This is a genomic window from Allobosea sp., assembly GCF_030694325.1.
Classification (GTDB): Bacteria; Pseudomonadota; Alphaproteobacteria; order Rhizobiales; family Beijerinckiaceae; genus Allobosea.
On record NZ_JAUXYO010000137.1, the window covers coordinates 1 to 22,577 of the forward strand.

Annotated in this window: 24 protein-coding genes and 1 tRNA gene; 18 read left to right on the forward strand and 7 right to left on the reverse strand. The window is 68.4% G+C overall.

Features of this window, described 5'->3' with window-relative positions; genetic code table 11:
* Positions 1-86 precede the first annotated feature (86 nt).
* The 4 genes from Q8M82_RS08130 (at position 87) to Q8M82_RS08145 (ending at position 3,834) form a co-directional block, all read left to right on the forward strand.
* On the forward strand, positions 87-1,271 hold the full coding sequence (locus Q8M82_RS08130) for an amino acid ABC transporter permease (RefSeq protein WP_371126275.1): 1,185 nt from the start codon (positions 87-89) through the stop codon (positions 1,269-1,271).
* A 10-nt stretch (positions 1,272-1,281) separates the two neighbouring features.
* Positions 1,282-2,661 carry an amino acid ABC transporter permease gene (locus tag Q8M82_RS08135; protein ID WP_305690862.1) on the forward strand — a complete coding sequence of 460 codons (1,380 nt, stop codon included), beginning with the start codon at positions 1,282-1,284 and terminating at the stop codon, positions 2,659-2,661.
* A gap of 20 nt (positions 2,662-2,681) precedes the next feature.
* The gene (locus tag Q8M82_RS08140) at positions 2,682-3,473 is read left to right on the forward strand and encodes an amino acid ABC transporter ATP-binding protein (protein ID WP_371126276.1); all 792 of its coding nucleotides are present in this window, start codon (positions 2,682-2,684) and stop codon (positions 3,471-3,473) included.
* A gap of 97 nt (positions 3,474-3,570) precedes the next feature.
* Positions 3,571-3,834, forward strand: coding sequence for a hypothetical protein (locus Q8M82_RS08145; RefSeq protein ID WP_305690863.1), 264 nt, complete (start codon positions 3,571-3,573; stop codon positions 3,832-3,834).
* A gap of 82 nt (positions 3,835-3,916) precedes the next feature.
* On the opposite strand, the gene Q8M82_RS08150 is transcribed toward Q8M82_RS08145, so the two are convergent.
* Entirely contained in the window at positions 3,917-5,083 is a 1,167-nt protein-coding gene (locus tag Q8M82_RS08150; RefSeq protein ID WP_305690864.1) for a glycerophosphodiester phosphodiesterase, read from the reverse strand.
* A 122-nt stretch (positions 5,084-5,205) separates the two neighbouring features.
* Complete coding sequence (locus tag Q8M82_RS08155; RefSeq protein ID WP_305690865.1) at positions 5,206-5,346, reverse strand: hypothetical protein; 141 nt, start codon at positions 5,344-5,346, stop codon at positions 5,206-5,208.
* Between the two features lie 170 nt (positions 5,347-5,516).
* Between Q8M82_RS08155 and Q8M82_RS08160 the strand changes: the two genes are divergently transcribed.
* Positions 5,517-6,815, forward strand: coding sequence for an RsmB/NOP family class I SAM-dependent RNA methyltransferase (locus Q8M82_RS08160; RefSeq protein ID WP_305690866.1), 1,299 nt, complete (start codon positions 5,517-5,519; stop codon positions 6,813-6,815).
* A gap of 51 nt (positions 6,816-6,866) precedes the next feature.
* A complete protein-coding gene (gene guaA, locus Q8M82_RS08165; protein WP_305690867.1) occupies positions 6,867-8,435 on the forward strand; it encodes a glutamine-hydrolyzing GMP synthase in 1,569 nt (522 codons plus the stop codon).
* A 279-nt stretch (positions 8,436-8,714) separates the two neighbouring features.
* On the opposite strand, the gene Q8M82_RS08170 is transcribed toward guaA, so the two are convergent.
* Positions 8,715-9,599, reverse strand: coding sequence for a LysR family transcriptional regulator (locus Q8M82_RS08170; RefSeq protein WP_305690868.1), 885 nt, complete (start codon positions 9,597-9,599; stop codon positions 8,715-8,717).
* 98 nt (positions 9,600-9,697) lie between these two features.
* On the opposite strand from Q8M82_RS08170, the gene gstA reads away from it, so the two are divergent.
* The 3 genes from gstA to Q8M82_RS08185 are packed head-to-tail and all read left to right on the forward strand — an operon-like array spanning position 9,698 to position 10,917.
* Positions 9,698-10,309, forward strand: a complete 612-nt coding sequence (gstA, locus tag Q8M82_RS08175; RefSeq protein ID WP_305690883.1) for a glutathione transferase GstA — start codon at positions 9,698-9,700, stop codon at positions 10,307-10,309.
* A complete protein-coding gene (locus tag Q8M82_RS08180) occupies positions 10,306-10,695 on the forward strand; it encodes a nuclear transport factor 2 family protein (protein ID WP_305690869.1) in 390 nt (129 codons plus the stop codon). Before gstA ends, Q8M82_RS08180 begins: the two co-directional genes overlap by 4 nt.
* Before the next feature lie 3 nt (positions 10,696-10,698).
* Entirely contained in the window at positions 10,699-10,917 is a 219-nt protein-coding gene (locus tag Q8M82_RS08185; protein ID WP_305690870.1) for a tautomerase family protein, read from the forward strand.
* A 104-nt stretch (positions 10,918-11,021) separates the two neighbouring features.
* Here the strand turns inward: Q8M82_RS08185 and Q8M82_RS08190 are convergent.
* A tRNA-Ser gene (locus tag Q8M82_RS08190) sits at positions 11,022-11,111 on the reverse strand.
* 374 nt (positions 11,112-11,485) lie between these two features.
* Here Q8M82_RS08190 and Q8M82_RS08195 point away from each other — a divergent pair.
* From Q8M82_RS08195 to Q8M82_RS08225, 7 genes are all read left to right on the forward strand, one after another.
* On the forward strand, positions 11,486-12,670 hold the full coding sequence (locus tag Q8M82_RS08195) for a septal ring lytic transglycosylase RlpA family protein (protein WP_305690871.1): 1,185 nt from the start codon (positions 11,486-11,488) through the stop codon (positions 12,668-12,670).
* A 48-nt stretch (positions 12,671-12,718) separates the two neighbouring features.
* The gene (locus Q8M82_RS08200) at positions 12,719-13,948 is read left to right on the forward strand and encodes a D-alanyl-D-alanine carboxypeptidase family protein (RefSeq protein WP_371126273.1); all 1,230 of its coding nucleotides are present in this window, start codon (positions 12,719-12,721) and stop codon (positions 13,946-13,948) included.
* Positions 13,945-14,607: a dTMP kinase gene (tmk, locus tag Q8M82_RS08205; protein WP_305690872.1), complete on the forward strand. Its 663-nt coding sequence runs from the start codon at positions 13,945-13,947 to the stop codon at positions 14,605-14,607. The genes Q8M82_RS08200 and tmk overlap by 4 nt, the downstream gene beginning before the upstream one ends.
* Positions 14,608-14,672: 65 nt before the next feature.
* The gene (locus Q8M82_RS08210) at positions 14,673-15,743 is read left to right on the forward strand and encodes a DNA polymerase III subunit delta' (RefSeq protein ID WP_305690873.1); all 1,071 of its coding nucleotides are present in this window, start codon (positions 14,673-14,675) and stop codon (positions 15,741-15,743) included.
* 20 nt (positions 15,744-15,763) lie between these two features.
* The gene (metG, locus tag Q8M82_RS08215) at positions 15,764-17,323 is read left to right on the forward strand and encodes a methionine--tRNA ligase (protein ID WP_305690874.1); all 1,560 of its coding nucleotides are present in this window, start codon (positions 15,764-15,766) and stop codon (positions 17,321-17,323) included.
* Positions 17,323-18,123, forward strand: a complete 801-nt coding sequence (locus Q8M82_RS08220) for a TatD family hydrolase (protein ID WP_305690875.1) — start codon at positions 17,323-17,325, stop codon at positions 18,121-18,123. Before metG ends, Q8M82_RS08220 begins: the two co-directional genes overlap by 1 nt.
* A 12-nt stretch (positions 18,124-18,135) precedes the next feature.
* The gene (locus Q8M82_RS08225) at positions 18,136-18,942 is read left to right on the forward strand and encodes an MBL fold metallo-hydrolase (RefSeq protein WP_305690876.1); all 807 of its coding nucleotides are present in this window, start codon (positions 18,136-18,138) and stop codon (positions 18,940-18,942) included.
* Positions 18,943-19,050: 108 nt separating this feature from the next.
* Here Q8M82_RS08225 and Q8M82_RS08230 read toward each other — a convergent pair whose 3' ends face one another.
* On the reverse strand, positions 19,051-19,548 hold the full coding sequence (locus tag Q8M82_RS08230; protein ID WP_305690877.1) for a class I SAM-dependent methyltransferase: 498 nt from the start codon (positions 19,546-19,548) through the stop codon (positions 19,051-19,053).
* Between the two features lie 210 nt (positions 19,549-19,758).
* On the opposite strand from Q8M82_RS08230, the gene Q8M82_RS08235 reads away from it, so the two are divergent.
* Positions 19,759-20,736: a Bug family tripartite tricarboxylate transporter substrate binding protein gene (locus Q8M82_RS08235; protein ID WP_305690878.1), complete on the forward strand. Its 978-nt coding sequence runs from the start codon at positions 19,759-19,761 to the stop codon at positions 20,734-20,736.
* Between the two features lie 48 nt (positions 20,737-20,784).
* Here the strand turns inward: Q8M82_RS08235 and Q8M82_RS08240 are convergent, their stop codons facing one another.
* On the reverse strand, positions 20,785-21,210 hold the full coding sequence (locus Q8M82_RS08240) for a regulatory protein RecX (protein ID WP_371126274.1): 426 nt from the start codon (positions 21,208-21,210) through the stop codon (positions 20,785-20,787).
* A 137-nt stretch (positions 21,211-21,347) separates the two neighbouring features.
* On the reverse strand, positions 21,348-21,767 hold the full coding sequence (gene arfB / locus Q8M82_RS08245) for an alternative ribosome rescue aminoacyl-tRNA hydrolase ArfB (RefSeq protein ID WP_305690880.1): 420 nt from the start codon (positions 21,765-21,767) through the stop codon (positions 21,348-21,350).
* Positions 21,768-21,806: 39 nt separating this feature from the next.
* Between arfB and mazG the strand changes: the two genes are divergently transcribed.
* Positions 21,807-22,577, forward strand: a 771-nt coding sequence (mazG, locus tag Q8M82_RS08250) for a nucleoside triphosphate pyrophosphohydrolase (RefSeq protein ID WP_305690881.1), incomplete at its 3' end; no start/stop codon positions are given.

Here is a 22,577-nt window from a genome sequence, read left to right on the forward strand (position 1 = left end):
GGCCGGGCGAACCGGCGGCTCCCCCGAGCCGCCGCCGGTTCGCCGACCGCAACGACAACGAAAAAAGGGCGTAACAGGTGTCGAGCATTCCGACCGATGCGGTCAAACCAGGCAGGGCCTCGCTGTTCTACGATCCCAAGATCCGGGGCTATGTCTATCAGATCGTGCTGCTGGCGATCGTGGCCTTCCTGATCTGGTCCGCCGCGTCGAACGCGATCGAGAACCTCCGCGCCCAGAAGATCGCCTCCGGCTTCGGCTTCTGGAACAATGCGGCCGGCTTCGACGTCAACCAGAAGCTGATCCCCTTCAGCGCTGCGAGCTCGAGCTATGGACAGGCCTTCTGGGTCGGCCTGCTCAACACGCTGCTGGTCGCTTCGATCGGCATCGTCTTGTCGACCTTTCTCGGGTTCTTCATCGGCGTGGCGCGGCTCTCGAGCAATTGGGTGCTGGCGAAGCTGGCGATGGTCTATGTCGAGGTCATCCGCAACCTGCCGCTGCTGCTGCAGCTGTTCTTCTGGTACAATGCGGTGCTCAAGCCGTTGCCCGACGCGCGGAATTCAATCGCGCTGCCAGGCTCGATCTTCCTCAACAACCGCGGCCTGATCCTGCCCAATCCGCAATTCGGGCCGGCCTTTCAGGCGGTGGTGATCGCCTTCTTCGTCGCCGTCGTGGTGGCGCTCGTGTTCTACCGCTGGTCCAAGACGCAGCAGGCCCGCACCGGAACCCAGTATCCCAACGGCCTGATCACCCTGGGGCTGGTCCTCGGCGTGCCGCTGCTGGTGTTCTTCGTCGCCGGGAGCCCGCTCTCCTTCGAGCTGCCGCAGCAGGGTCGCTTCAACCTGACCGGCGGCCTTCAGATCTTTCCCGAATTCGTCGCGCTGCTGATCGGCCTGACCACCTACACCGCAGGCTTCATCGCCGAGGTGGTCCGCGCCGGCATCCTCGCCGTCTCCAAGGGCCAGACCGAGGCGGCCCATGCGCTCGGCCTGCGACCGGGACCGACGCTGAAGCTGGTCGTGATTCCGCAGGCGATGCGGGTGATCATCCCGCCGCTGACCTCGAACTATCTCAACCTGACCAAAAACTCGTCACTCGCGGTGGCGATCGGCTACCCCGACCTGGTTCAGGTTTTCACCGGCACCGTCCTGAACCAGACGGGGCAGGCGGTCGAGGTCGTCGCCGTTACCATGGCCGTCTATCTGACGATCTCGCTCGTCACCTCGCTGTTCATGAACATCTACAATCAGCGCATGGCGCTGGTCGAACGGTGAGGGCGTCCCGATGACCGATGCGACACTCGAAAACGCCCCGCACGCCTTCGTCCGCAGGGAGACGCTCGAGCAGCAGGCCGCGCCGCTCTCCGTGGCCGGGCCTGTTGCCTGGGTGCGCAACAACCTCTTCTCGGGACCGGTCAACAGCTTCATGACGCTGATCTGCGTCTATGTTGTCGCCACCAGCCTGCCGGACCTGATCCGCTTCTACTTCATCGACGCGGTCTGGACCGGCACCAACCGCGACGCCTGCCTCGCCGACAAGGTCGGCCGCCCGGTCGGTGCCTGCTGGGCTTACGTCGCCGACCGGTTCCAGTACTTCATCTACGGCTCCTATCCGGTGTCGCAGCGCTGGCGGGTCAACATCGTCTTCCTGATGTTCGCGCTGGCTGTCGTGTGGATGCTCTGGGACCGTGCTCCGCTGAAGAAGCTCGGCGCGTTTTTCTTCTTCGTCGTCATGCCGCTCGGCGCCTATGTGCTGCTGGTCGGCGGCGCGGGCGCAGAGGGCGTCCTGCGCACCGTGATCATGATCACGCTGGCCCTTGCGGGGCTCTACCTCGTCCTCTCCTTCGTTCCGGGCATCGCCCGCTTCTGGACCCCGGCACCCCTGCTCGAGGTCGAGATGGCTGCGACGCCCCTGCAGCGGTTCCAGAGCCCCAAGCGTCTGATCCTGCTCTCGCTCGTCGTCTTCGGCCTGATTGCCGTGCTGGCGGACACGGCGGGCCTGCCGCGGGCCGACACCGGCCTCTGGGGCGGCATCATGGTGACCTTCCTGATCGCCGCGGTCGGCATCGTCTTCTCGCTCCCGCTCGGCGTGCTGCTCGCGCTGGGGCGCCGCTCGCGGCTGCCGATCATCCAGCTCCTCTCGGTGATCTTCATCGAGTTCGTGCGCGGCGTGCCGCTGATCACCGTGCTGTTCATGGCCAACACCATGCTGCCGCTCTTCGTGCCGCAGGAATGGTCGCCCGACCGCCTGCTGCGCCCGCTGATCGGCGTCGCCCTCTTCGCCGCCGCCTATATGGCGGAGGTCATCCGAGGCGGCCTGCAGGCGATCCCGAAGGGCCAGTACGAGGGCGCCATGTCGCTCGGCCTCGGCTACTGGCAGATGATGCGCCTGATCATCCTGCCGCAGGCGCTGCGCATCGTGATCCCCGGGATCGTCAACACCTTCATCGGGCTGTTCAAGGATACGACGCTGGTTACCGTCGTCGGCATCTTCGACTTCCTGCGCACCATCGAGGCGACCCTGGTCGATCCGACCTGGTCGACGCCGACCACCCGGGCGACAGGCTATGCCTTCGCCGGCCTCTTCTATTTCCTGTGTTGCTGGGGCATGTCCCGCTACTCGATCGCGGTCGAGAAGCGGCTCGCCGCCGGCCAGAGACGCTGAGAAGGACCACGATCATGGCAATGGCAGAAACCAGGGCTGACACCCGCCCGGCGGCTCTCAAGCCCACTTCGCTCAACACGCCGACGGCGGTCGAAATGGTCGGCGTGAACAAGTGGTATGGCGAGTTCCACGTGCTGCGCGACATCAACCTCAAGGTCGAGCGCGGCGAGAAGCTCGTCATCTGTGGCCCGTCGGGATCCGGCAAGTCGACGATGATCCGCTGCATCAACCGGCTGGAAGAACACCAGAAGGGCTCGATCATCGTGGACGGCACCGAGCTGACCAACGACCTCAAGAAGATCGACGAGATCCGCCGCGACGTCGGCATGGTCTTTCAGCACTTCAACCTGTTCCCGCACCTCACCATCCTCGAGAACCTGACGTTGGCGCCGATCTGGGTGAAGAAGCTGCCCAAGAAGGACGCCGAGGAGATCGCGATGCACTATCTCAAGCGCGTCAAGATCCCCGAGCAGGCGTTGAAATATCCCGGCCAGCTCTCCGGCGGCCAGCAGCAGCGCGTCGCGATCGCCCGCTCGCTCTGCATGAGCCCCAAGATCATGCTGTTCGACGAGCCGACCTCGGCGCTCGACCCCGAGATGGTCAAGGAGGTGCTGGACACCATGGTCTCGCTGGCGGAGGAGGGCATGACCATGCTTTGCGTCACGCACGAGATGGGCTTCGCCCGGCAGGTGGCCGACCGCGTCATCTTCATGGATGCCGGCCAGATCGTCGAGATGAACAAGCCCGACGCCTTCTTCAAGAACCCGCAGCACGAGCGCACGAAGCTGTTCCTGAGCCAGATCCTGCACTGAGGCGGCCGCCCCCTGCATCGCCGGCGCAGCCTGCGGCGCGCGACGCAGGGGAACAATGATCGGCGGTCGCGGTTGTCCTCCCAAATCGGAGGACACCATGAAACGCTTCATTCCTGTTCTGCTGGCCACGCTGGTCGCCACGGGCGGAGCTTATGCCCAGTCGATCAACATCGGCCCAGGCGGCGTGCAGGTCGACCCGCGATCGCCGCGCGATCGCGCCATCGAACGCGACATCCGCCGCGAGGAGCGCGAGCGGGCCCGCTACGAGCGGATTCGCGACCGGCGGGACTGCCGCACCGTGACGACGATCCGCGAGACGCGCCGCGGCGAAGTCCGCAGCACCGAGCGCGTCTGCGACTGACCTCGGAACCGGCTGCAAGACAAAAAGCCCCGCCGAACAATCGTTCGGCGGGGCTTTTTCGTGGGCCGAACAGTCTGCCGGCCTATTGGCCGTCGCGCGCCTTCACGGCCACATCCGGGAAATCCGAGAACAGCCCGTCGATGCCGAGCGCGAAGAACGCCTTGTACTCGGCGACGGCATCGCCCTTGAAATCCGAAGCCAGCCGTTTCGGCTCGCTGCGGAAGGTCCAGGTATGGACCTGCAGACCGGCCGCCTTGGCGTTGCGGATGACCTCGGTCGGCGGCAGCAGGACGCGGTCGCGCTCGTCGATCGCACCGTCCTTGTTCAAATCCTGCGGCTTGCCGTCGGCGCCGATCACCTGCTTGCCGGGCAGGAGATAGGGCTTCCACGGCGCCACGCCGTCGGCATAGGTCGCGATCTCCTTCAGCCCTTCGGCGGTGACGAGGTCCTTGAAGGTGCGCTTGTCGCCGGTGACGACGAAGTCATAGGGCTTGTCGAAGGGAGCGGCGAGGACGATGCCGCCATCCTTGTCGACATCGTCGGCATCGACGAGCTGGAACAGCCGCACCTGCGTCTTGCCGCGCAGATATTTGAGATTGGCGGTCTCGAAGCTCTGGATGATCACCGGCGAGGTCTTCTCGGTCCAGCCCGCGGCCTTCAGCGCGTCGAGCAGCCTGTCCTCGAGCGGCAGCCCGATGGCGGCATGGAAGATCGGATGCTTGGTCTCCGGATACACGCCGATGCTGCGGCCGAGGCGCGCGGTCTCGGCCTTGGCGAGGTCGATGACCTCCTGGAAGGTCGGGACCTGATATTTTCCGTTATGAGACTGGTCGCGATCAGCGAAGGCCTGCTTGGCACGCAGCGTCCTGATTTCGGCCAGGGTGAAATCCCCGGCGAACCAGTCGGTGGTCTCGATACCATCGACGCGGCGGGTGGTCTTGCGGCTCGCGAAGTCCGGTCGGCCGGCGACGTCGGTGGTCCCGCCCAGCATCGGCTCGTGGCGAGCGATCAGGACCCCGTCCTTGGTCGCCACCAGATCCGGCTCGATGAAGTCCGCCCCCTGCGCGATGGCGAGCCGGTAGGCTTCGAGCGTGTGCTCGGGCAGATAGCCGCTCGCGCCACGATGGCCGACGACCAGCGGCTTCTGGCCGACCGACGCCGGCGCGGCCGCTTGTGCGAAAACGGTTGCGGGGACGGACATGGCGAGGCCGATCGCCAACCCCGTGCTCATCAGCAGCTTCGTCGTCATGGCATCGATCCTCGTCGCGTTCGGTTGGAACGCAATCCATGATCGGGCGATGTGACAGGCCGTTGACCCCGGTCTTCGCCGCCCCGCGGCAGGCGGGGCAGGGCGGGAAGACGAAGTCCGCCTCAGCGGCGCCCGCTCTCGAGGGTCGTCTTCGCATCGAGGCGCTTGGCCGGCGGCGTCAGGTCCGGCGCGGGCTGCGTGGCGCAGGCCACCAGCGACAGGGCGAGGACGGAGGCGAGGAAGAATTGGCTGGCGCGCAGCATGGCGGTCACCTTTTTGTGGGGCAGACTGTTGCCTCGTCTTTCCGCCTGTGGAAGGAGCCCGTCAAGCGGATCTCGTCGGGCGCGCCATGACTGTGCGTCATGATTGAATTGGTCCAGTCTCGTTCTGTACCCGCACGTCGCCGCCTCTCGTTTCCGGAATCGCTCACGCCATGACGCCCGCCGCCCGCATCAGCGCCGCCATCGAGGTGCTGGACGACATCATCCAGCGGCGCCGGCCGGCCTCCGACGCGCTCAAGGATTGGGGCCTGTCGCGCCGCTTCGCCGGCTCGAAGGACCGGGCCGCCATCGCTTCGCTCGTCTATGACGCGCTGCGCCGCAAGGCATCCAGCGCCCATGTGATGGGCGTCGACACGCCCCGCGCGCTGATGCTGGGCATGCTGGCGCGCCAACGCGGCCTCGACCTCGAGCAGATCGCCGCGCTCTGCACCGGCGAGCACCACGCGCCCGCGCCGCTGGAGAGCGAGGAGGTCGACCGGCTGGTGGCGCTCTCGCTGGCCGACGCGCCCGACTGGGTGCGGGCCGACGTGCCGGAATGGCTCTGGCCGGGCTTTTCCAGCGCCTTCGGGCACGAGGCCGTCGCGGAGGGCGAGGCTCTCGCCGGGCGCGCGCCGATCGACATCCGCGCCAACCGGCTGAAGACGACGCGCGAAGCCCTCGCCGCCGAACTTGGCCATGCCGCCCCCGAGCCCGGCACCTGGTCGCCCGACGCGCTGCGCTTCCAGCCCGGCGCGGATGGGCGAGGGCCCTCGCTCCAGGCGGAACCGGCCTTCTTCACCGGCAGCTTCGAGATTCAGGACGAGGGCTCGCAACTCGTGACCCTGCTCGCAGGGGCAAAGCCAGGCGAGACGGTCGTCGACCTCTGCGCCGGCGCCGGCGGCAAGACGCTGGCGCTGGCCGCGCTGATGGCCAATAGCGGCCGCCTCTTCGCCACCGATCTCGATGCGCGCCGGCTCGCCCCGCTGCATGAACGGCTCGCCCGTTCCGGCGCCTCCATCGTCGAGATCCGCATCCCGCGCTCGCGCGGCCACGAGCCGCTGGCCGAGATCGAGGGCCAGGCCGACCTCGTCCTGGTCGACGCCCCCTGCACCGGCTCGGGCACCTGGCGGCGCAATCCGGATGCGAAATGGCGCGTCCGCCCCGGCGCGCTGGCCGAGCGCGTCAAGGACCAGGCCGAGGTGCTGGCGCGGGCCGCAAGGCTGGTGAAGCCGGGCGGGCGCATCGCCTACATCACCTGCTCGGTCCTGCCCGAGGAGAACGATGCGGCGATCGAAGCCTTCCTCGCCAGCCACCCGGACTTCGCCAACCTGGCGCCCGCCGCAATGCTGGCATCGAAGCACGGTGATTTCAGTCTGCTGGCGCGTTTCGCGACGACCCGCGGGCTCCAGCTCTCACCGCGACGCACCGGCACGGACGGCTTCTACCTCGCTTGCGTCCGGCGAGGGGGCTGAAGCTGCGCGACAGCCGTTGCGTGGCATCGCACGATGGCTTAACCGGGCGCGATGACGAGCGCTCAGCCCCATCACGACTCCATCCTGATCATCGATTTCGGCAGCCAGGTGACGCAGCTGATCGCGCGGCGCATCCGCGAGATCGGCGTCTACTGCGAGATCGCGCCGTTCCAGTCGGCCTCCGAGGCGTTCCAGCGCCTGAAGCCCAAGGGCGTGATCTTCTCCGGCGGACCGGCTTCGGTGCCCGATGAAGGCTCGCCGCGCGCGCCGCAAGAGGTCTTCTCGACCGGGCTTCCGGTGCTGGGCATCTGCTACGGCCAGCAGACCATGGCGCAGCAGCTCGGCGGCACGGTCGAGAGCGGGCACGCCGCCGAATTCGGCCGTGCCGATGTCGAGATCGTCACGCCGTCGGCGCTGTTCGATGGTGTCTGGGAGGAGGGCGGTCGCTACCCGGTCTGGATGAGCCATGGCGACCGCGTCACGCAGCTGCCCACCGGCTTCACAGTCAAGGCGACCTCCGAGAACGCCCCCTATGCGGTGGCGAGCGACGAGGCCCGGCGCTTCTACTCGACCATGTTCCACCCCGAGGTCGTGCACACCCCCGATGGCGGCAAGCTGCTGCGCAACTTCGTCGTCAACATCTGCGGCTGCACGCCGGACTGGAGCATGTCGGCCTATCGCGCCGAGATGCAGAAGAAGATCCGCGAGCAGGTCGGCAGCGGCCGCGTCATCTGCGGGCTCTCCGGTGGCGTCGACTCCGCTGTGGCGGCCGTGCTGATCCATGAGGCGATCGGCGACCAGCTCACCTGCGTCTTCGTCGATCACGGGCTGATGCGGATGAACGAGGCGGAAGAGGTCGTGCGCCTGTTCCGCGACCACTACAACATCCCGCTCGTCCACGTCGAAGCGGAGGAACTGTTCCTCTCCGAGCTCGCCAAATGCGGCGCCGATCCCGAAGCCAAGCGCAAGACCATCGGCCGGCTCTTCATCGACGTCTTCGATGCCGAAGCGGCGAAGCTCGGCGGCGCCGATTTCCTCGCCCAGGGCACGCTCTATCCCGACGTGATCGAGAGCGTCTCCTTCTCGGGCGGCCCCTCGGTGACGATCAAGAGCCACCACAATGTCGGCGGCCTGCCCGAGCGCATGAAGATGAAGCTCGTCGAGCCGCTGCGCGAACTGTTCAAGGACGAGGTCCGCGTGCTCGGCCGCGAACTCGGCCTGCCCGAGGCCTTCGTGGGCCGCCACCCCATCCCGGGACCGGGCCTGGCGATCCCCTGCCCCGGCGAGATCACCCACGAGAAGCACGACATCCTCCGCAAGGCGGATGCGATCTATCTCGACGAGATCCGCAAGGCCGGGCTCTACGACGTGATCTGGCAGGCCTTCGCCGTGCTGCTGCCGGTGCGCACCGTCGGCGTGATGGGCGACCACCGCACCTACGACCATGTCTGCGCGCTGCGCGCCGTGACCTCGGTCGATGGCATGACGGCGGATTTCTACCCCTACGACATGGCCTTCCTCGGCCGCACGGCGACGCGCATCATCAACGAGGTCAAGGGCATCAACCGCGTCGTCTACGACATCACCAGCAAGCCGCCCGGCACGATCGAGTGGGAGTGATCCGCCTCGCCGACCCCGCGGTCGAAGGCGACACGGCACCGGCGCGATGATGAGCCTTCCCTTCTTCGGTCGGCTCGCGGGCCTCGGTTGCGTTCTGGCGGGGCAGCGCTTGCGCGCCAGGACGGTCGAAATGGCCATGGTTGGCCTCGCGGCGGCGCTGGCTCTGGCGAACGGCGTCTCGACGGTGCTGGAATGCGGCGCCGGCCTCTGCCCCGACAACCCGGTCGTCTACGAATCGCTGCAGGGATTGAACCCGCCGAGGCCCTCAGCGCCAGCCGATCAACCCGGCGGCACTGACGTCAGCAGCGCCCAGAGCTCCGACGCGACCGGGCCCGGCGGCGCGTCCCGCCGGCGGATCGCGTGAATGAGCGAGCGCCGCGGTGGAAACCCGTCGATCTCCAGCACGACGAGGCGTCCGGCGGCCAGGTCCTCGGCAATCAGATGGTCGGGAAGGCCGCCCCAGCCAAGGCCAGCCAGAATGACCTCGCGCTTGGCCGCGAAATCCGAGACGGTCCAGCGCTGGGCACCTGCCAGAAGGTCCCGGCTCTGCTCATGGCGTGGCCCGCCGGTGCCCGCAACAACGATCTGCGGATACGCCTGCAGTCTGGCAACCGACAGGACGCCGGGCGCCAGGTTGGCCGCCAGGCGCGGTGACGCCACCGGAAGGATGGTGACTTCGGCAATGGCTCTGGCCTCCACCTCGTCGACCGCGACGCCGTCGAGCGTCGCCAGCGCCAGATCCGCACGCCCCTCGGTCAGCCTCCCGAAGGGCCCGCCCATCGTTTCCGTTGCCAGTCGTAGGCTCGTGGCAGGAAATCGACGCCCGATCTCGGCCAGGACCGGCAGCAACCGCGTCATCGGCAGGGTCGCGGTGATCGCTAGGCGAAGCTCGGGCTCCTCCGCGGCGGCCAGCCGAACGGCCGTCGCCCTGAGCGCGCGGAACTGGTGCAGGACCCGCGACGTCTCGCGAAAAAAAACCTCGCCCTCTGGCGTCAGCCGCGGCCTGTAGCCTTCGCGCGACAACAGGCTGATCCCCAGTTCGGCTTCCAGCGCAGCGATGGCGTGACTGACGGCGCTCTGCGATTTGTTCAGCCGCTCGGCCGCACCGCGGAAGGTGCCGTTGGCGACGATCGCCTCAAAGGCGATGAGCTGGTCGTGGGTCATGCGAAGCCGATCTATCTGATCGATCGTTATATTGAAAAATCGATATTATCTCTTCATGATCATCGCGGCTAGGGAGGGTCATCGACATGGAGATCCCAATGAAGCTCTACCTCAAGCCCGGCGCCTGCTCCCTCGCCAGCCATATCGCGCTCTACGAAGCCGGTCAGCCCTTCGACATCGAGACCGTCGACACGGGCACGGACTGCACCGCCGGCGGTGACGACTACCGGGCCATCAATCCGAAGGGCTACGTCCCGGCGCTGCGCCTCGATGACGGCGTGGTCCTGACCGAGGGCGCGGCGGTGCTGCAGTTCATCGCCGATCGCCATCCCGCCGCCGCGCTGGCTCCAGCCGCGGGAACCTTCGAGCGGGCCCGCCTGCAGGAATCGCTCAACTGGATCGCGACCGAATTGCACAAGGCCTTCGGCCCGCTGTTCCACCCCGCCGCCACCGAAGCCGGCCGGGAGGATGCGCGCAAGGCCGTCGGCGAAAAGTTCGATCTGGTCGAGGCGGATCTGGCGGATGGTCGCGACTGGCTGGTCGGCGAGCGCTTCTCGGTGGCCGATGCCTATCTCTTCGCCGTCGCCAACTGGGCCCATGTCACGGGCATCGACCTTGGTCGCTGGCCGCACCTCGCAGCACTCGTCGGCCGCGTCGCGGCTCGCCCCACGGCGCAGAAAGCGATGCGGGCCGAAGGGCTGATCTCGTGACGACCGGGACCCCGGCCGACCACGCCGAAGTGGTGACGCTGATCCAGACCTATCTGGACGGCCTGCACCACGCCTCCAGCGCCACCCTGCGCCAGGTCTTCCATCCGCGCCTCGCCTATGTCTGCGCGACCGAAGGCGATGAGCTTTACCTCGACCTCGAGACCTACATGGCCCGGATCGACGCACGCGAACCGCCTGCGAAACGCGGCGATCGGCGCGACGAGGCGATCCTCGAGATCGCCTTCGGCTCGGCCCGCCTGGCCCGCGTCACCGCGCGGATGAGCATGATGGGGCGTGACTATCTCGACCACCTGACCCTGGTGCGCGAGGGGCCGCGCTGGCGCATCGTGACCAAGGTCTTCACCTGGATGCCACGGGAGGAGTGAGCCATGCCCTATGTCAACATCAAGGTCACGCGCGAAGGCGGTCCCGACGGAACCGGGCCGTCCCCCCAGCAGAAGGCCAGGCTGATCGCCGGCGTGACGGAACTCCTGCGCGAGATTCTCGACAAGAATCCGGCGACCACCTTTGTCGTCATCGACGAGGTGGCCCTGGAAGACTGGGGGATCGGTGGCTTGGCCGTGCCCGAATACCGCGCCCGCCAGTAGTTCCGGCTCCGGGCGCCAGGGGGTCATCGGAGCCTGCAAGGCTTGCTCCGATGACGGTCTTCGCCGGCGGAGCCATTGCCATGATGCTCTCGCGCGATCGCAAATGGCGGAAGGGGTGGGATTCGAACCCACGGTGGGCTTGCACCCACGGCGGTTTTCAAGACCGCTGCCTTAAACCACTCGGCCACCCTTCCACGGCCGCAGTCATTGCCGGGCGCTGCGCGCTTTGGCAAGCGGGATCATCGGCCGCCAAGCGATCGAAAGCGCAGGCGAGGGTGGCGCGGCCGTCAGGCTCAGAGGCCCGATCGTGCGGCCGGCCATAGCCCGTGTCATCGGAGCCACGGCGCCCGCAAAAATGGCGACGCTGTGGAGCGGGTTGACAGATGCCGCATTTCCGACACCTTTGTGCTCGCTCAAGGGGCGGCGGGATCGAGCCCGTTAACGCTGTCGCGACTCGTCGCCCGGCGCTAACGATCCCTTAACGTGATTGACCGAAAACTCTGGCTTCGCCGCTGTCGCGGCTTGGCCGGCCTAGACGAGTTTTCGGCGCAGAAAGCGGAACGACGGCATGATGCGAGGCGCTCGCCCTTCGGCACCGGACACCCTTTCCGCCGCGACCGATCCGGGCTCCGCTCCGTCTTCCAGCTCCGCCTCCTCCCGTGCGATCCGCCTCGGTTGCGTCGCGCTCGCCGGCCTCTTCCTCGCCAATTGCGCCAACGACCAGGTCGCTCGGCGCGGCAAGTCGAAGGAGATCGGCGCCTTCCCGCAGGCCAAATACGGCCCCGCCAGCCCCCGCGTCGTCGCCGAGGGGCAGGAGGTGCCGAAGGGGGGCGGCCGCCAGATGATCGGCAAGACCTATTCCGTCGCCGGCAAGCGCTACACGCCTTACGACAAGCCGGTCGGCTACACGGCGGTCGGCACCGCCTCCTGGTATGGCGAGGCCTTCCATGGCCGCAAGACGGCCAATGGCGAGGTCTATGACCGCCACGGCATCAGCGCCGCACACCCGACGATGCCGCTGCCGGCCTATGCCCGCGTCACCAATGTCCTCAACAACCGCTCGATCATCGTGCGCGTCAACGACCGCGGCCCCTATCACGGCGGCCGGGTAATGGACGTCTCGCAGAAGACCGCCGAGGCGCTGGCCTTCCGCCATCTCGGCACCGCCCGAATCAAGCTCGAATATCTCGGCCAGGCCTCGCTCGCCGGCTCGGACGACAAGCTGCTGCTGGCGACCCTGCGCACCGACGGCCAGCCCGCCGCGATCCCCGGCACGAGCGCCCGCACCGTGGTCGCGAGCTCCGCCGCTGTCGGGACGGCACGCTCCCGCAGCGCCGATCTCGACGACCAGCCCGACGAGATCGCCCCGGAGCCGGCTCCGCGCGCCCCGCAGCCCGCACCGGCCGTCGCCCAGGCCTATGCGCCCCAGGGTTTCACCACCGCTTCCGCCGAGACCGTCCGCACGATTTCGCCGGTCATACCGGTGGCGGCCAGCCTGGTCTCGACCGGCGGCGTTCCCGTCCGCGCCGCGCCGCTGCCGCCGAGCCGCCCCTTCGATCTCGACACCATCGCCAACGCCGCCACCCCCGTCATGGTACCGGCCGTGCTGCGCCAGACCCTGCCGCCGAGCCGCGCCTCCGTCGCCAGCCTGTTCGCGGCGCCCGATCGCACCCCGACCCAGCGCTTCTCGGCCTCGCACCCGCTCGACAAGGCGCTGGTGCCGCAGAACCTGCAGCCGCTCTCCAGCCGCTGACGCGTTTGCGCCTTGACCGGGCGCACCCGGCTCTGCTTGAGATCGGGCATGAGCCACTTCGGGTCCATTGCTGAAAGCCTTGTGCGTCCGTTCCGGGGCCGGCTGGCCCGGGCCCTGGCCGGCTGTGTCATGGTCGGCGCGGTGGCATTGTCGGGCTCCTCCGCCGCTCACGCCCAGAGCTTCCAGTCGGCGGCGCCCTATGCCGTCCTGCTCGATTCCGCCAGCGGCACCGTGCTTTACGAAAAGGCCGCCGACGAGTTGATGGCGCCGGCGAGCATCGCCAAGGTCGCGACCGCGCTCGTCGCCTTCCAGGAGATCGCCCAGGGGCGGCTGACGCTCGACAGCGAAATCGTCATCTCCGAAAACGCCTGGCGCAAGGGTGGCGGCGTCTCCGGCGGCTCGACCATGTTCGCCCAGTTGAACAGCCGGGTAAAGCTCTCCGATCTGCTGCACGGCATCATCGTCCAATCCGGCAATGACGCCTCGATCGCGCTGGCCGAAGCGGTAGCGGGCGACGAGGCCACCTTCGCCCGGATCATGACCGAGCGCATGCGCGGCCTCGGCCTGACGAAGTCGGTGTTCCGCAATGCCACCGGCATGGGCGACCCGCTGCAGAAGGTCACCGCCCGCGAGATGGCGCTGCTGTCGGACCACATCATCAAGACCTATCCCGAGCATTACCGGATGTTCGGCGAGCGCGAGTTCACCTGGAACAAGATCCGGCAGCAGAACCGCAACCCGCTGCTGGCGATGGACATCGGCGCCGACGGACTCAAGACCGGCAATATCGACGAATCCGGTTTCGGGCTGGTCGGCTCCGCCGTGCAGAACGGCCAGCGCCTGATCGTGGTGGTGAACGGCCTCAAGACGGCGCGCGACCGCTCCACCGAGGCGCGCAAGCTGCTCGAATGGGGCTTTCGCGCCTTCGAGCCGCGCCGCATCTTCGAGGCCGGCGAGATCGTCGGCGAGGCCAGCGTCTTCGGCGGCGAGAAGGGCCGTGTCGGGCTGAAGGCCAAGGGTCCCGTCAGCCTGCTGCTGCCGCGAGGCAGCGCCGACCGCCTGAGCGCGCGCATCGTCTATCGCGGGCCGCTGAGCGTGCCGGTGCAGGAGGGCACAGAAGTCGCCCGCCTGCTGGTGACGCGCGGCGACGTCAAGACGCTCGACATTCCGCTCTATGCGGCCGAGACGGTCCAGGCCGGAACCCTACAGAGCCGGGCGCTCGATGCACTGATGGAGGCCGCGACCGGCTGGGTCCGCAAGGCCCTGAGCCGCAGTTGAGCCCGGGGGTGGCAGCGGGGCGCTTCATTACGCTCGAAGGCGGGGAGGGGGCGGGCAAGTCGACCCTGGCGCGCGCCCTGAAGGAGCGCATCGAGGCGCTCGGCCTTCACGTGACGCTGACGCGCGAACCGGGCGGCTCGCCGAAGGCCGAGGCCATCCGCGAGGTCATCCTGTCCGGCCAGGTCAAGCGGCACGGCCCCTTCGTCGAGGCGCTGATGTTCTCGGCCGCCCGCATCGACCATATCGACCGCCTGATCCGCCCGGCGCTGGCGCGGGGCGACTGGGTGATCTGCGACCGCTTCATCGATTCCACCCGCGTCTACCAGGGCGCGCTCGGGCAGATCGAGAATGGCCTGCTCGCCGAACTCGAGGCCGTGACGGTCGACGGCCTGCTGCCGCACCTCACCTTGATCCTCGATCTCGACCCGACAATCGGCCTCGCCCGCGCCGCCCGCCGCCGCGCGCCCGGCGAAGGGGCGGATCGATTCGAGGGCGAGGCGCTGGCCTTTCACCACCGGCTGCGCCAGGCTTATCTCGCGATCGCCGAAGCAGAGCCCGCGCGCTGCGTCGTGCTCGATGCGGCGCAGCCGCCAGCCGCTCTCGCGGAAGCCGCGTGGCGGGCGATCCGCGAGCGCCTGCCGACGCCGCAGCCGGCCTGACGATCGAGCTTGCTCCGCCGCCGGCCCCGGCCCAAAGACGGGGGCGGCGTGACGAAGGACCGACCATGCTCCCCACCAGCGACGAACCCGACCGTCTGCCCAGCGCGCCCCATCCGCGCGAGACGCTGGCGCTGATCGGTCACGAGGCGCAGGAGCGGGCTTTCCTGGCTGCGCTGGCCTCGGGCCGGATGCATCACGGCTGGCTGCTGGCCGGGCCCGAGGGCATCGGCAAGGCGAGCTTCGCCTATCGCGCCGCCCGCTTCGTGCTGGCGGCAGGAGATCCGACCCGGCGCGCCGCGGCCGCCACCTCGCTGGCGATGCCGGAGACCGACCCGGCGACGCGCCGGATCATGGCGCAGTCCCATCCCGACCTGCACCTGCTGCGCCGCATCCCGAAGCCCGACGGCAAGGGCTACACCAGCAACATCCCGGTCGACGCGGTCCGGCGCGTGCTCGACCGCTTCGGGTCGAGCGCTGCCGAGGGCGGCTGGCGTGTCTGCATCGTCGATTCGGCCGAGGACATGGACCGCTCCGCCGCCAACGCCCTGCTCAAACTGCTCGAGGAGCCGCCGCCCCGCGCGCTGTTCCTGATCGTCGCCCACGCCCCGGGGAGGATGCTGCCGACGATCCGCTCGCGCTGCCGGCTGATGGGCTTCGCGGCGCTGGACGAGGGGCAGGTCGCCGAAGCCGGCGCAACCGCGCTGCGGCGGATGGGCGGGCCCTTCGACGAGGCGGCGATCGGCCGGGCCGCCCGCCTCGCCGACGGCGCGGTGCGACGCGCCCTGACCTATGTCGATCCCGAGACCCTGGCTCTCGTCGAGGCGGTGCGGGCGCGGCTCGATGCGCTGCCGCGCCTCGATCTCCCGGCGCTGATGGCGCTGGCCGAGGATGTCGCCGGCAAGGCCGGCGAAAGCGACTTCGCCATCATGGTCGAGACGGTGCAGAGCTGGCTCTCGGACCATCTCCACGCGCATGCTGCAGCGCAACCGGCACGTCTTGCACCGCTGGCGGAGGTATGGGACAAGCTGGGACATGCCGCCCGCGACGTCGAAACCTACAATCTCGACCGCCGCCCGCTGGTGATGACCCTGTTTCATGATCTGTCGGATGCGGTCGCCCGCTCGCGCGCAGCGTGAAGCGAACCTCCGGATCGACGATGGCGACCGCCCCGAAATTCTACCTGACGACCGCGATCCACTACACCAACGGGCCGCCGCATATCGGCCACGCCTATGAGATGGTGGCCTCCGACGCGATCGCCCGCTTCAAGCGGCTCGACGGCTACGACGTCTTCGCCATGACCGGCACCGACGAGCACGGCCAGAAGGTTCAGCGCACGGCCGCCCAGAACGGCCAGTCGCCGAAGGCCTTCGTCGACGGGATCGCCGGCCGCTTCCAGGAAATGGAACAGCGCCTGAACTGCTCCTTCGACCGTTTCATTCGCACCACCGACGCCGACCACCTGCCCTCGACGCAAGAGCTTTGGCGCCGGATGGCGGCCAATGGCGACATCTACCTGTCGAAATATGCCGGCTGGTACTCGATCCGCGACGAGGCCTTCTATGGCGAGGAGGAGACCACGCTGCTCTCCGACGGCACGCGGCTGGGCGGGCAGGGCACGCCGGTCGAATGGGTCGAGGAGGAGAGCTATTTCTTCCGCCTGAAGGCGTATCAGGAGCGGCTGCTCAAGCTCTACGACGACGTGCCCGACTTCGTCTCGCCGCCGACGCGCAGGAACGAGATCGTCTCCTTCGTCAAGGGCGGGCTCGAGGACCTCTCGATCAGCCGCACGACCTTCGACTGGGGGCTGCCCGTTCCCGGCGACCCGAAGCATGTGATGTATGTCTGGGTCGACGCGCTCAACAACTACGTCACCGGCACGGGCTTCCCCGATCCGCAAAATCCGCGCGCGCATTACTGGCCGGCCGACGTCCACATCATCGGCAAGGACATCGTGCGCTTCCACACGGTCTATTGGCCGGCCTTCCTGATGTCGGCCGGGCTGCCGCTGCCCAAGCGCGTCTTCGGCCATGGCTTCCTGCTCTCCAAGGGCGAGAAGATGTCGAAGTCGCTCGGCAATGTCGTCGACCCCTTCGGGCTCGCGGACGCCTATGGCGTCGATCAGCTGCGCTATTTCTTCCTGCGCGAGGTCTCCTTCGGCCAGGACGGCAATTACAGCCATGAGGCGATCGTCGGCCGGATCAATGCCGACCTCGCCAACGACCTCGGCAATCTCGCGCAGCGCTCGCTCTCGATGATCGCCAAGAACTGCGAGGGCAGGGTGCCGCCCTGCGGCGCACTGAACGAGGGCGACCGGGCCATGCTGGCGCTGGCCGACGCTGCGCTGGGCAAGGCGCGCGAGGCGATGAACGACTTCGCCCTGCATCTGGTGCTCTCCGAGATCTGGGCCGTCGTGGCGGAGGCCAACCGCTACTTTGCCGCCAACGAGCCCTGGCGCCTGTCCAAGACCGATCCGGCCCGGCGCGACACGGTGCTCTACGTCACTGCCGAGGTGCTCCGCCAGGTCGCGATCCTGGTCCAGCCGGTGATGCCGTCGTCCATGGCCAAGCTGCTCGACCTGCTCGGCGTCCCGGCCGAGAAGCGCGATTTCGCCGCGCTGGGCGAGGGCGGTCGGCTGGCCTCCGGCACAGCCCTGCCGGCACCGAGCGGCATCTTCCCGCGCTACGTTGAGCCCGAAGGCGGCGAGGCCGCCTGATGCTGATCGACACGCATTGCCATCTCGACTTCCCGGATTTCGCCGAGGATCTCGAGGCTTACGTCGCCCGCGCCGAGGCGGCGGGCGTCAGCCGCATGGTGACGATCTCGACCCGGGTCGCGCGCTTTGCCACCTATGTGGCCATCGCGGAGCGCTTTCCGTCGGTCTGGTGCAGCGTCGGCACGCATCCCCATGGCGCGCATGAGGAATTGGACGTCACGGCCGAGCAGCTCGTGGCGCTCTCGGCGCATCCGCGGTGCGTCGCCATCGGCGAGGCGGGGCTCGACTATCACTACGACAAGAGCCCGCGCGAGGCGCAGGCGCAGGGGTTGCGCGTGCACATAGCAGCCGCTCGCATCACCCAGCTGCCGCTCGTCATCCATGCCCGTCAGGCGGACGAGGACATGATCGCGATCCTGCGCGAGGAGATGGGGAAGGGTGCTTTCCCCGCCATCCTGCACTGCTTCACGGCGGGCGAGGCGCTGGCGATGACAGGCCTCGAACTCGGCCTCTATGTCTCCTTCTCGGGCATCCTGACCTTCAAGACCTCCGAGGAGTTGCGCCGCATCGCCCGGATGGTTCCGCCGGACCGCCTTCTCGTCGAGACCGACGCGCCCTATCTCGCTCCCGTGCCGTTCAGAGGCAAGCGCAACGAGCCGGCCTATGTCGTTGAGACTGCGAAAGTTCTCGGTGATGTGCTCGGACTGTCCTTTGCCGAGGTCGCGGCCCTGACCACGGCCAATGCTCGCCGCTGCTACTGGAAGATGGACCACGCCGCGCCGCTCGCGCAGGTCGCCTGAGGCCTTGCCGGCATGACCCTGTCGGTGACGATCCTCGGCTGCGGTTCGTCCGGCGGCGTGCCGCGTCCGGCTCTGGGCTGGGGCGATTGTGATCCGACCGAGCCGAAGAACCGCCGTCGCCGCTGCTCGATCCTCGTCGAGCGCGACGGCCTGTCCGGCACGACGAGGCTGCTGGTCGACACGTCGCCGGATCTGCGCGAGCAGTTGCTGGATGCCGGCGTCGCCCATCTCGACGCCGTTCTGTTCAGCCACGACCATGCCGACCACACCCATGGGATCGACGATCTGCGCGCTCTGGCGCTGCATAATCGCCAGCGGGTCAGGGTCCATGCCGACAGCCGAACGGCGGCGTCGCTGATGCAGCGCTTCGGCTACATGTTCGAGACGCCGCCCGGCAGCAGCTATCCGCCCGTGCTCGACCGGCTCGGTCTGGAGGCCGGCGCCAGCCTGACCGTCGTAGGCGCCGGCGGCGCCATCACCGCATGGCCGGTCGCGGTCGAGCATGGCCCGGACTACGAGGCGCTCGGCTTCCGCTTCGACGGCATCGGTTATCTGCCCGATGTCAGCCTGATCCCGCCGCCGGCCAGGGCCGCCTTGCAGGATCTCGACGTCCTGATCCTCGACTGCCTGCGCGAGACGCCGCATCCGAGCCATTTCAACCTCGACCAGTCGCTCGCCGCCATCGCGGAACTGCGACCGCGCCGCGCCATCCTGACCAATCTCCACTCGGATCTCGATTACAATCGACTTCGCAATCGCTTGCCGCCGGAGATTGATGTCGCGTTCGACGGCATGAAGGTTTCCATGCGGGCCGGCTGAGAGCGAGATCAGCCCGAGTACATGAGCATTCGCGTTCCATAATATGTCTTATGCGAATCGCGGATGGGGCGACCTGGCGGTGCCTGGACAGCTCCCTCTCCCGACCCGTCAGTCACGGTCGCGCCGTCTGTAGGCGAAGTAGCGCCCGTCCGGGACGCCATCCGCCAATGCGAGCGTTTCGAGCAGCGCATGCTCGATCGCCCAGCCGCTGATGACCAGAGCGTCGGGCGCGGCCAGCGCGACCACATGCTGCGGCAGCCAGGCGAACAGGACGGCGTCCCGCGCCGGCACGCCGGTCGTCACATCGACATGGATCAGTGCGGCGCAGCGACCGTGGCGTGCGGCGAAGGCTGGCAGCGTCTGCGCCATGTCGCCCTCGACCAGCCTGTCGACTGGCGGCATCGAGGCCGGATTCGGGGTGACGTCGCGCTCGAAGACATGGATCGCCCGCCCCGGCAACGTCTCCCGCAGATGATCATAGGTCCGGCCGTTGCCGAGGCCGAGTTCGAGAACGAGGCCGTCGCGCCCCTCGATCGCGGCAGCAGCCCAGTCGAGCATGCGCCTCTGTGCCTCGAGGCGGCGGATGAAGCTGTCGAGGCGGCTCATGCGAGGCTCCGGTCGGGACGGCAGGCATGCCCGTCCGAGAGAAACCGCATAGCAGCGGACCGGCGCTGGCCGATAGTCCGGCCATCGGCGGGCTTGTCAGCGCCTGCTCCCGATGGCCTTATCGGTGTCGATCCAATCGCCGTCCCGTCTCGCGGGCGGCCAGCGGCCGCCAAGAGCCGTTGTCATGTCTCCAGGGAGGTCACCGTCTTCATGATTCCAGCACGTGCTCTGCTCGCCCTCGCCGCCGCCGCCGGCCTGTCCGTCGCGGCCGCCGGCACCGCCCACGCCCAGGCCTGGCCACAGCGGCCGATCACCTTCATCGTGCCCTTCCCGGCCGGTGGCGGCACCGACGCCTTCGCGCGGCCCCTCGCCGCCCAGCTCGACCAGCAGCTCGGCCAGCGCATCATCATCGAGAATCGCGGCGGTGCCGGCGGCACGGTCGGCGCCTCGGCGGCCTCCAAGCTCGCTCCCGACGGCTACGGCTTCTTCGTCGGCGCGGCGCATCATGCCATTGCGCCCGCGCTCTATCCGAAGCTCGACTACAACATCCAGACCGACTTCATTCCGATCGCGGTGATCGCGCAGCCGCCGCAGGTGATCGTCGTTCACCCGAAGGTGCAAGCCAAGACGGTCGCCGAGCTGATCGCCTTTGCCAAGGCCAACCCCGACAAGCTCAACTACGCCTCGGCGGGCAACGGCACGACGCACCATCTCGCGGGCGAATTGTTCAAGCTCCAGACCAATACGAGCCTGACTCACGTCCCCTATCGCGGCGCCGGGCCGGCGCTGCAGGACATCGTCGCCGGCCAGGTCGACGTGCTCTTCGACGGGCTGGGCTCGTCGGCGCCGCAGATCCAGAGTGGACGCCTGCGTGGGCTCGCGGTCGCGGCCCCGACCCGCTCGGAGGCGATCCCCGACGTGCCGACCGCCAAGGAGGCCGGGCTGGAGAATTACGAGGTCGCGACCTGGTACGCGCTCTGGGCGCCAAAGGGCACGCCGCCGGAAATCGTCACGCGGATGCGTGCCGAGGTTGCCAAGGCGCTGCAGTCGCCGATGATCGCGGAAGCCTGGAAGAAGAACGGCTCGCCGATCCCCACCCTCGCCGGCGACGACTTCGGCAAGTTCGTCGGGACCGAAGTGGCGCGCTGGGGCAAGGTGGTCGCGGACGCCAAGGTCAAGCTGGAGTGAGCCGAGGGGATGGCGGGGCGGCCGACCGCCCTGCCCGCGCCCGCTGACTCAGCTCTCCGCCTCCTCGTCGCCCGCGCCGTCGACCACGGCGCGGGCGATCGTCATGCTGAAGCCCGCCCGCGCCAGCGCCGCCAGATCCTTCTGCCGGCTGGCAGCCCGATCGCCGCGGCTCCACGGACCGAGCCGCTTCCGGCGCGCCGCCTTGCGCGCGGCGGCAAGCTCATCGTCCTCACTGGCCGCGCTGGCCGCCTGCGCCAGCTCACGATCAACGCCTTTCGCTGACAGGCTCGCCGCCACCGCCCTTGACGAGCGCCCCTTGCGCTTCAGTGTCGCCGCGCGTGCCTGCGCGAAGCGCTGGTCGTCGACGAGGCCCGAGGCGACGCAGCGCGCCACCACCTCGTCCAGCATCACCTCGAAGGCGGCAGGGTCCTGTTCGTGGTGCCGGCAGCTCAGCGCGACCTTGCGCGCGAGCACGCGGCGCAGCTGCGCCGCCGGCGCAGCATAGCGCTCGAGATAATGCATCGCTGCGCGCTGGAGATAATCGGGCGTGATCTTCCGTGGCGCTCGCCGTTCGGGCCGTCTCCTGTCGCCGCGCCCTCCTCCGAAGCCCATCAGTCCGTGCCGGGCCGGGAGCGCCCGGCCTTCACCGCCGAGCGCTTGTCCTTGGACACCAGACGCCGCTCTTTCGACGCCTTGGTCGGCTTGGTCGGGCGGCGCGTCTGCGGCCGCACCGCCGCCTCGCGTATCATTTCCAGCAGGCGCTCCAGCGCCTCCTCGCGGTTGCGCTTCTGGCTGCGCTGCGCCTGTGCCACGATGACGATGACACCGTCCTGCGTCAGCCGGCTGCCGGCGAGCTTCATCAGCCGGATCGCGACCTCGTTGGGCAGCGAGGGCGAGCGGCGCGCATCGAAGCGCAGCTGCACCGCGCTCGCCACCTTGTTGACGTTCTGCCCGCCGGGACCGGAGGCGCGCACGAAGCTTTCCTCGATCTCGCTCTCGTCGATCGCAATGGACGGGGTGACTTGAATCATGGGAGGAACCCTAGAGGATTTCAGCGCGAGTTTCAGCCTTTGCAGCCCTCCCCCGACATCGCCCGCCTGATCGAGATCATGGCGGCCCTGCGCACGCCGGGGACCGGCTGCCCCTGGGATCTCGAACAGCACTTCGCCTCGATCGCACCCTACACGGTCGAGGAAGCCTATGAGGTCGCCGACGCGATCGCCCGCGGCGACAGGGTCGACCTCAAGGACGAGCTGGGTGATCTCCTGCTCCAGGTCGTCTTCCATGCCCGCATGGCGGAAGAGGAAGGCGCTTTCGCCTTTCCGGACGTCGTCGAAACGATCACCGCCAAGCTCATCCGCCGCCACCCGCATGTCTTCGGCGAGGCGCGCGACCTCGCGCCCGAGCAGGTCAAGGTGCTCTGGCACCGCATCAAGGCGCAGGAGAAGCTCGACAAGGCCACGGCCCGCCGGGCCGCGGGCCTGCCCGAGAAGACCGAGGACAAAGGTCTGCTCGCCGGCGTCACCCAGGGCCTGCCCGCCCTCACCCGGGCCTGGAAACTGCAGGCGCGCGCCTCCACCGTCGGCTTCGACTGGAACGATCCACGGCTCGTGCTCGACAAGATCCGCGAGGAGACAGCCGAGATCGACGAGGCGCTGGCATCCGGCGACAAGTCCGCGATCGCGGAGGAGATCGGCGACCTGCTCTTCGTCGTCGCCAACCTCGCCCGCCATGTCGACGCCGATCCCGAAGGCTGCCTTCAGGCCGCCAACGCCAAGTTCGAGCGCCGCTTCCGAGGTATCGAGAAAAAACTGGAGGCGCAGGGCCGCACCGCCGCGCAG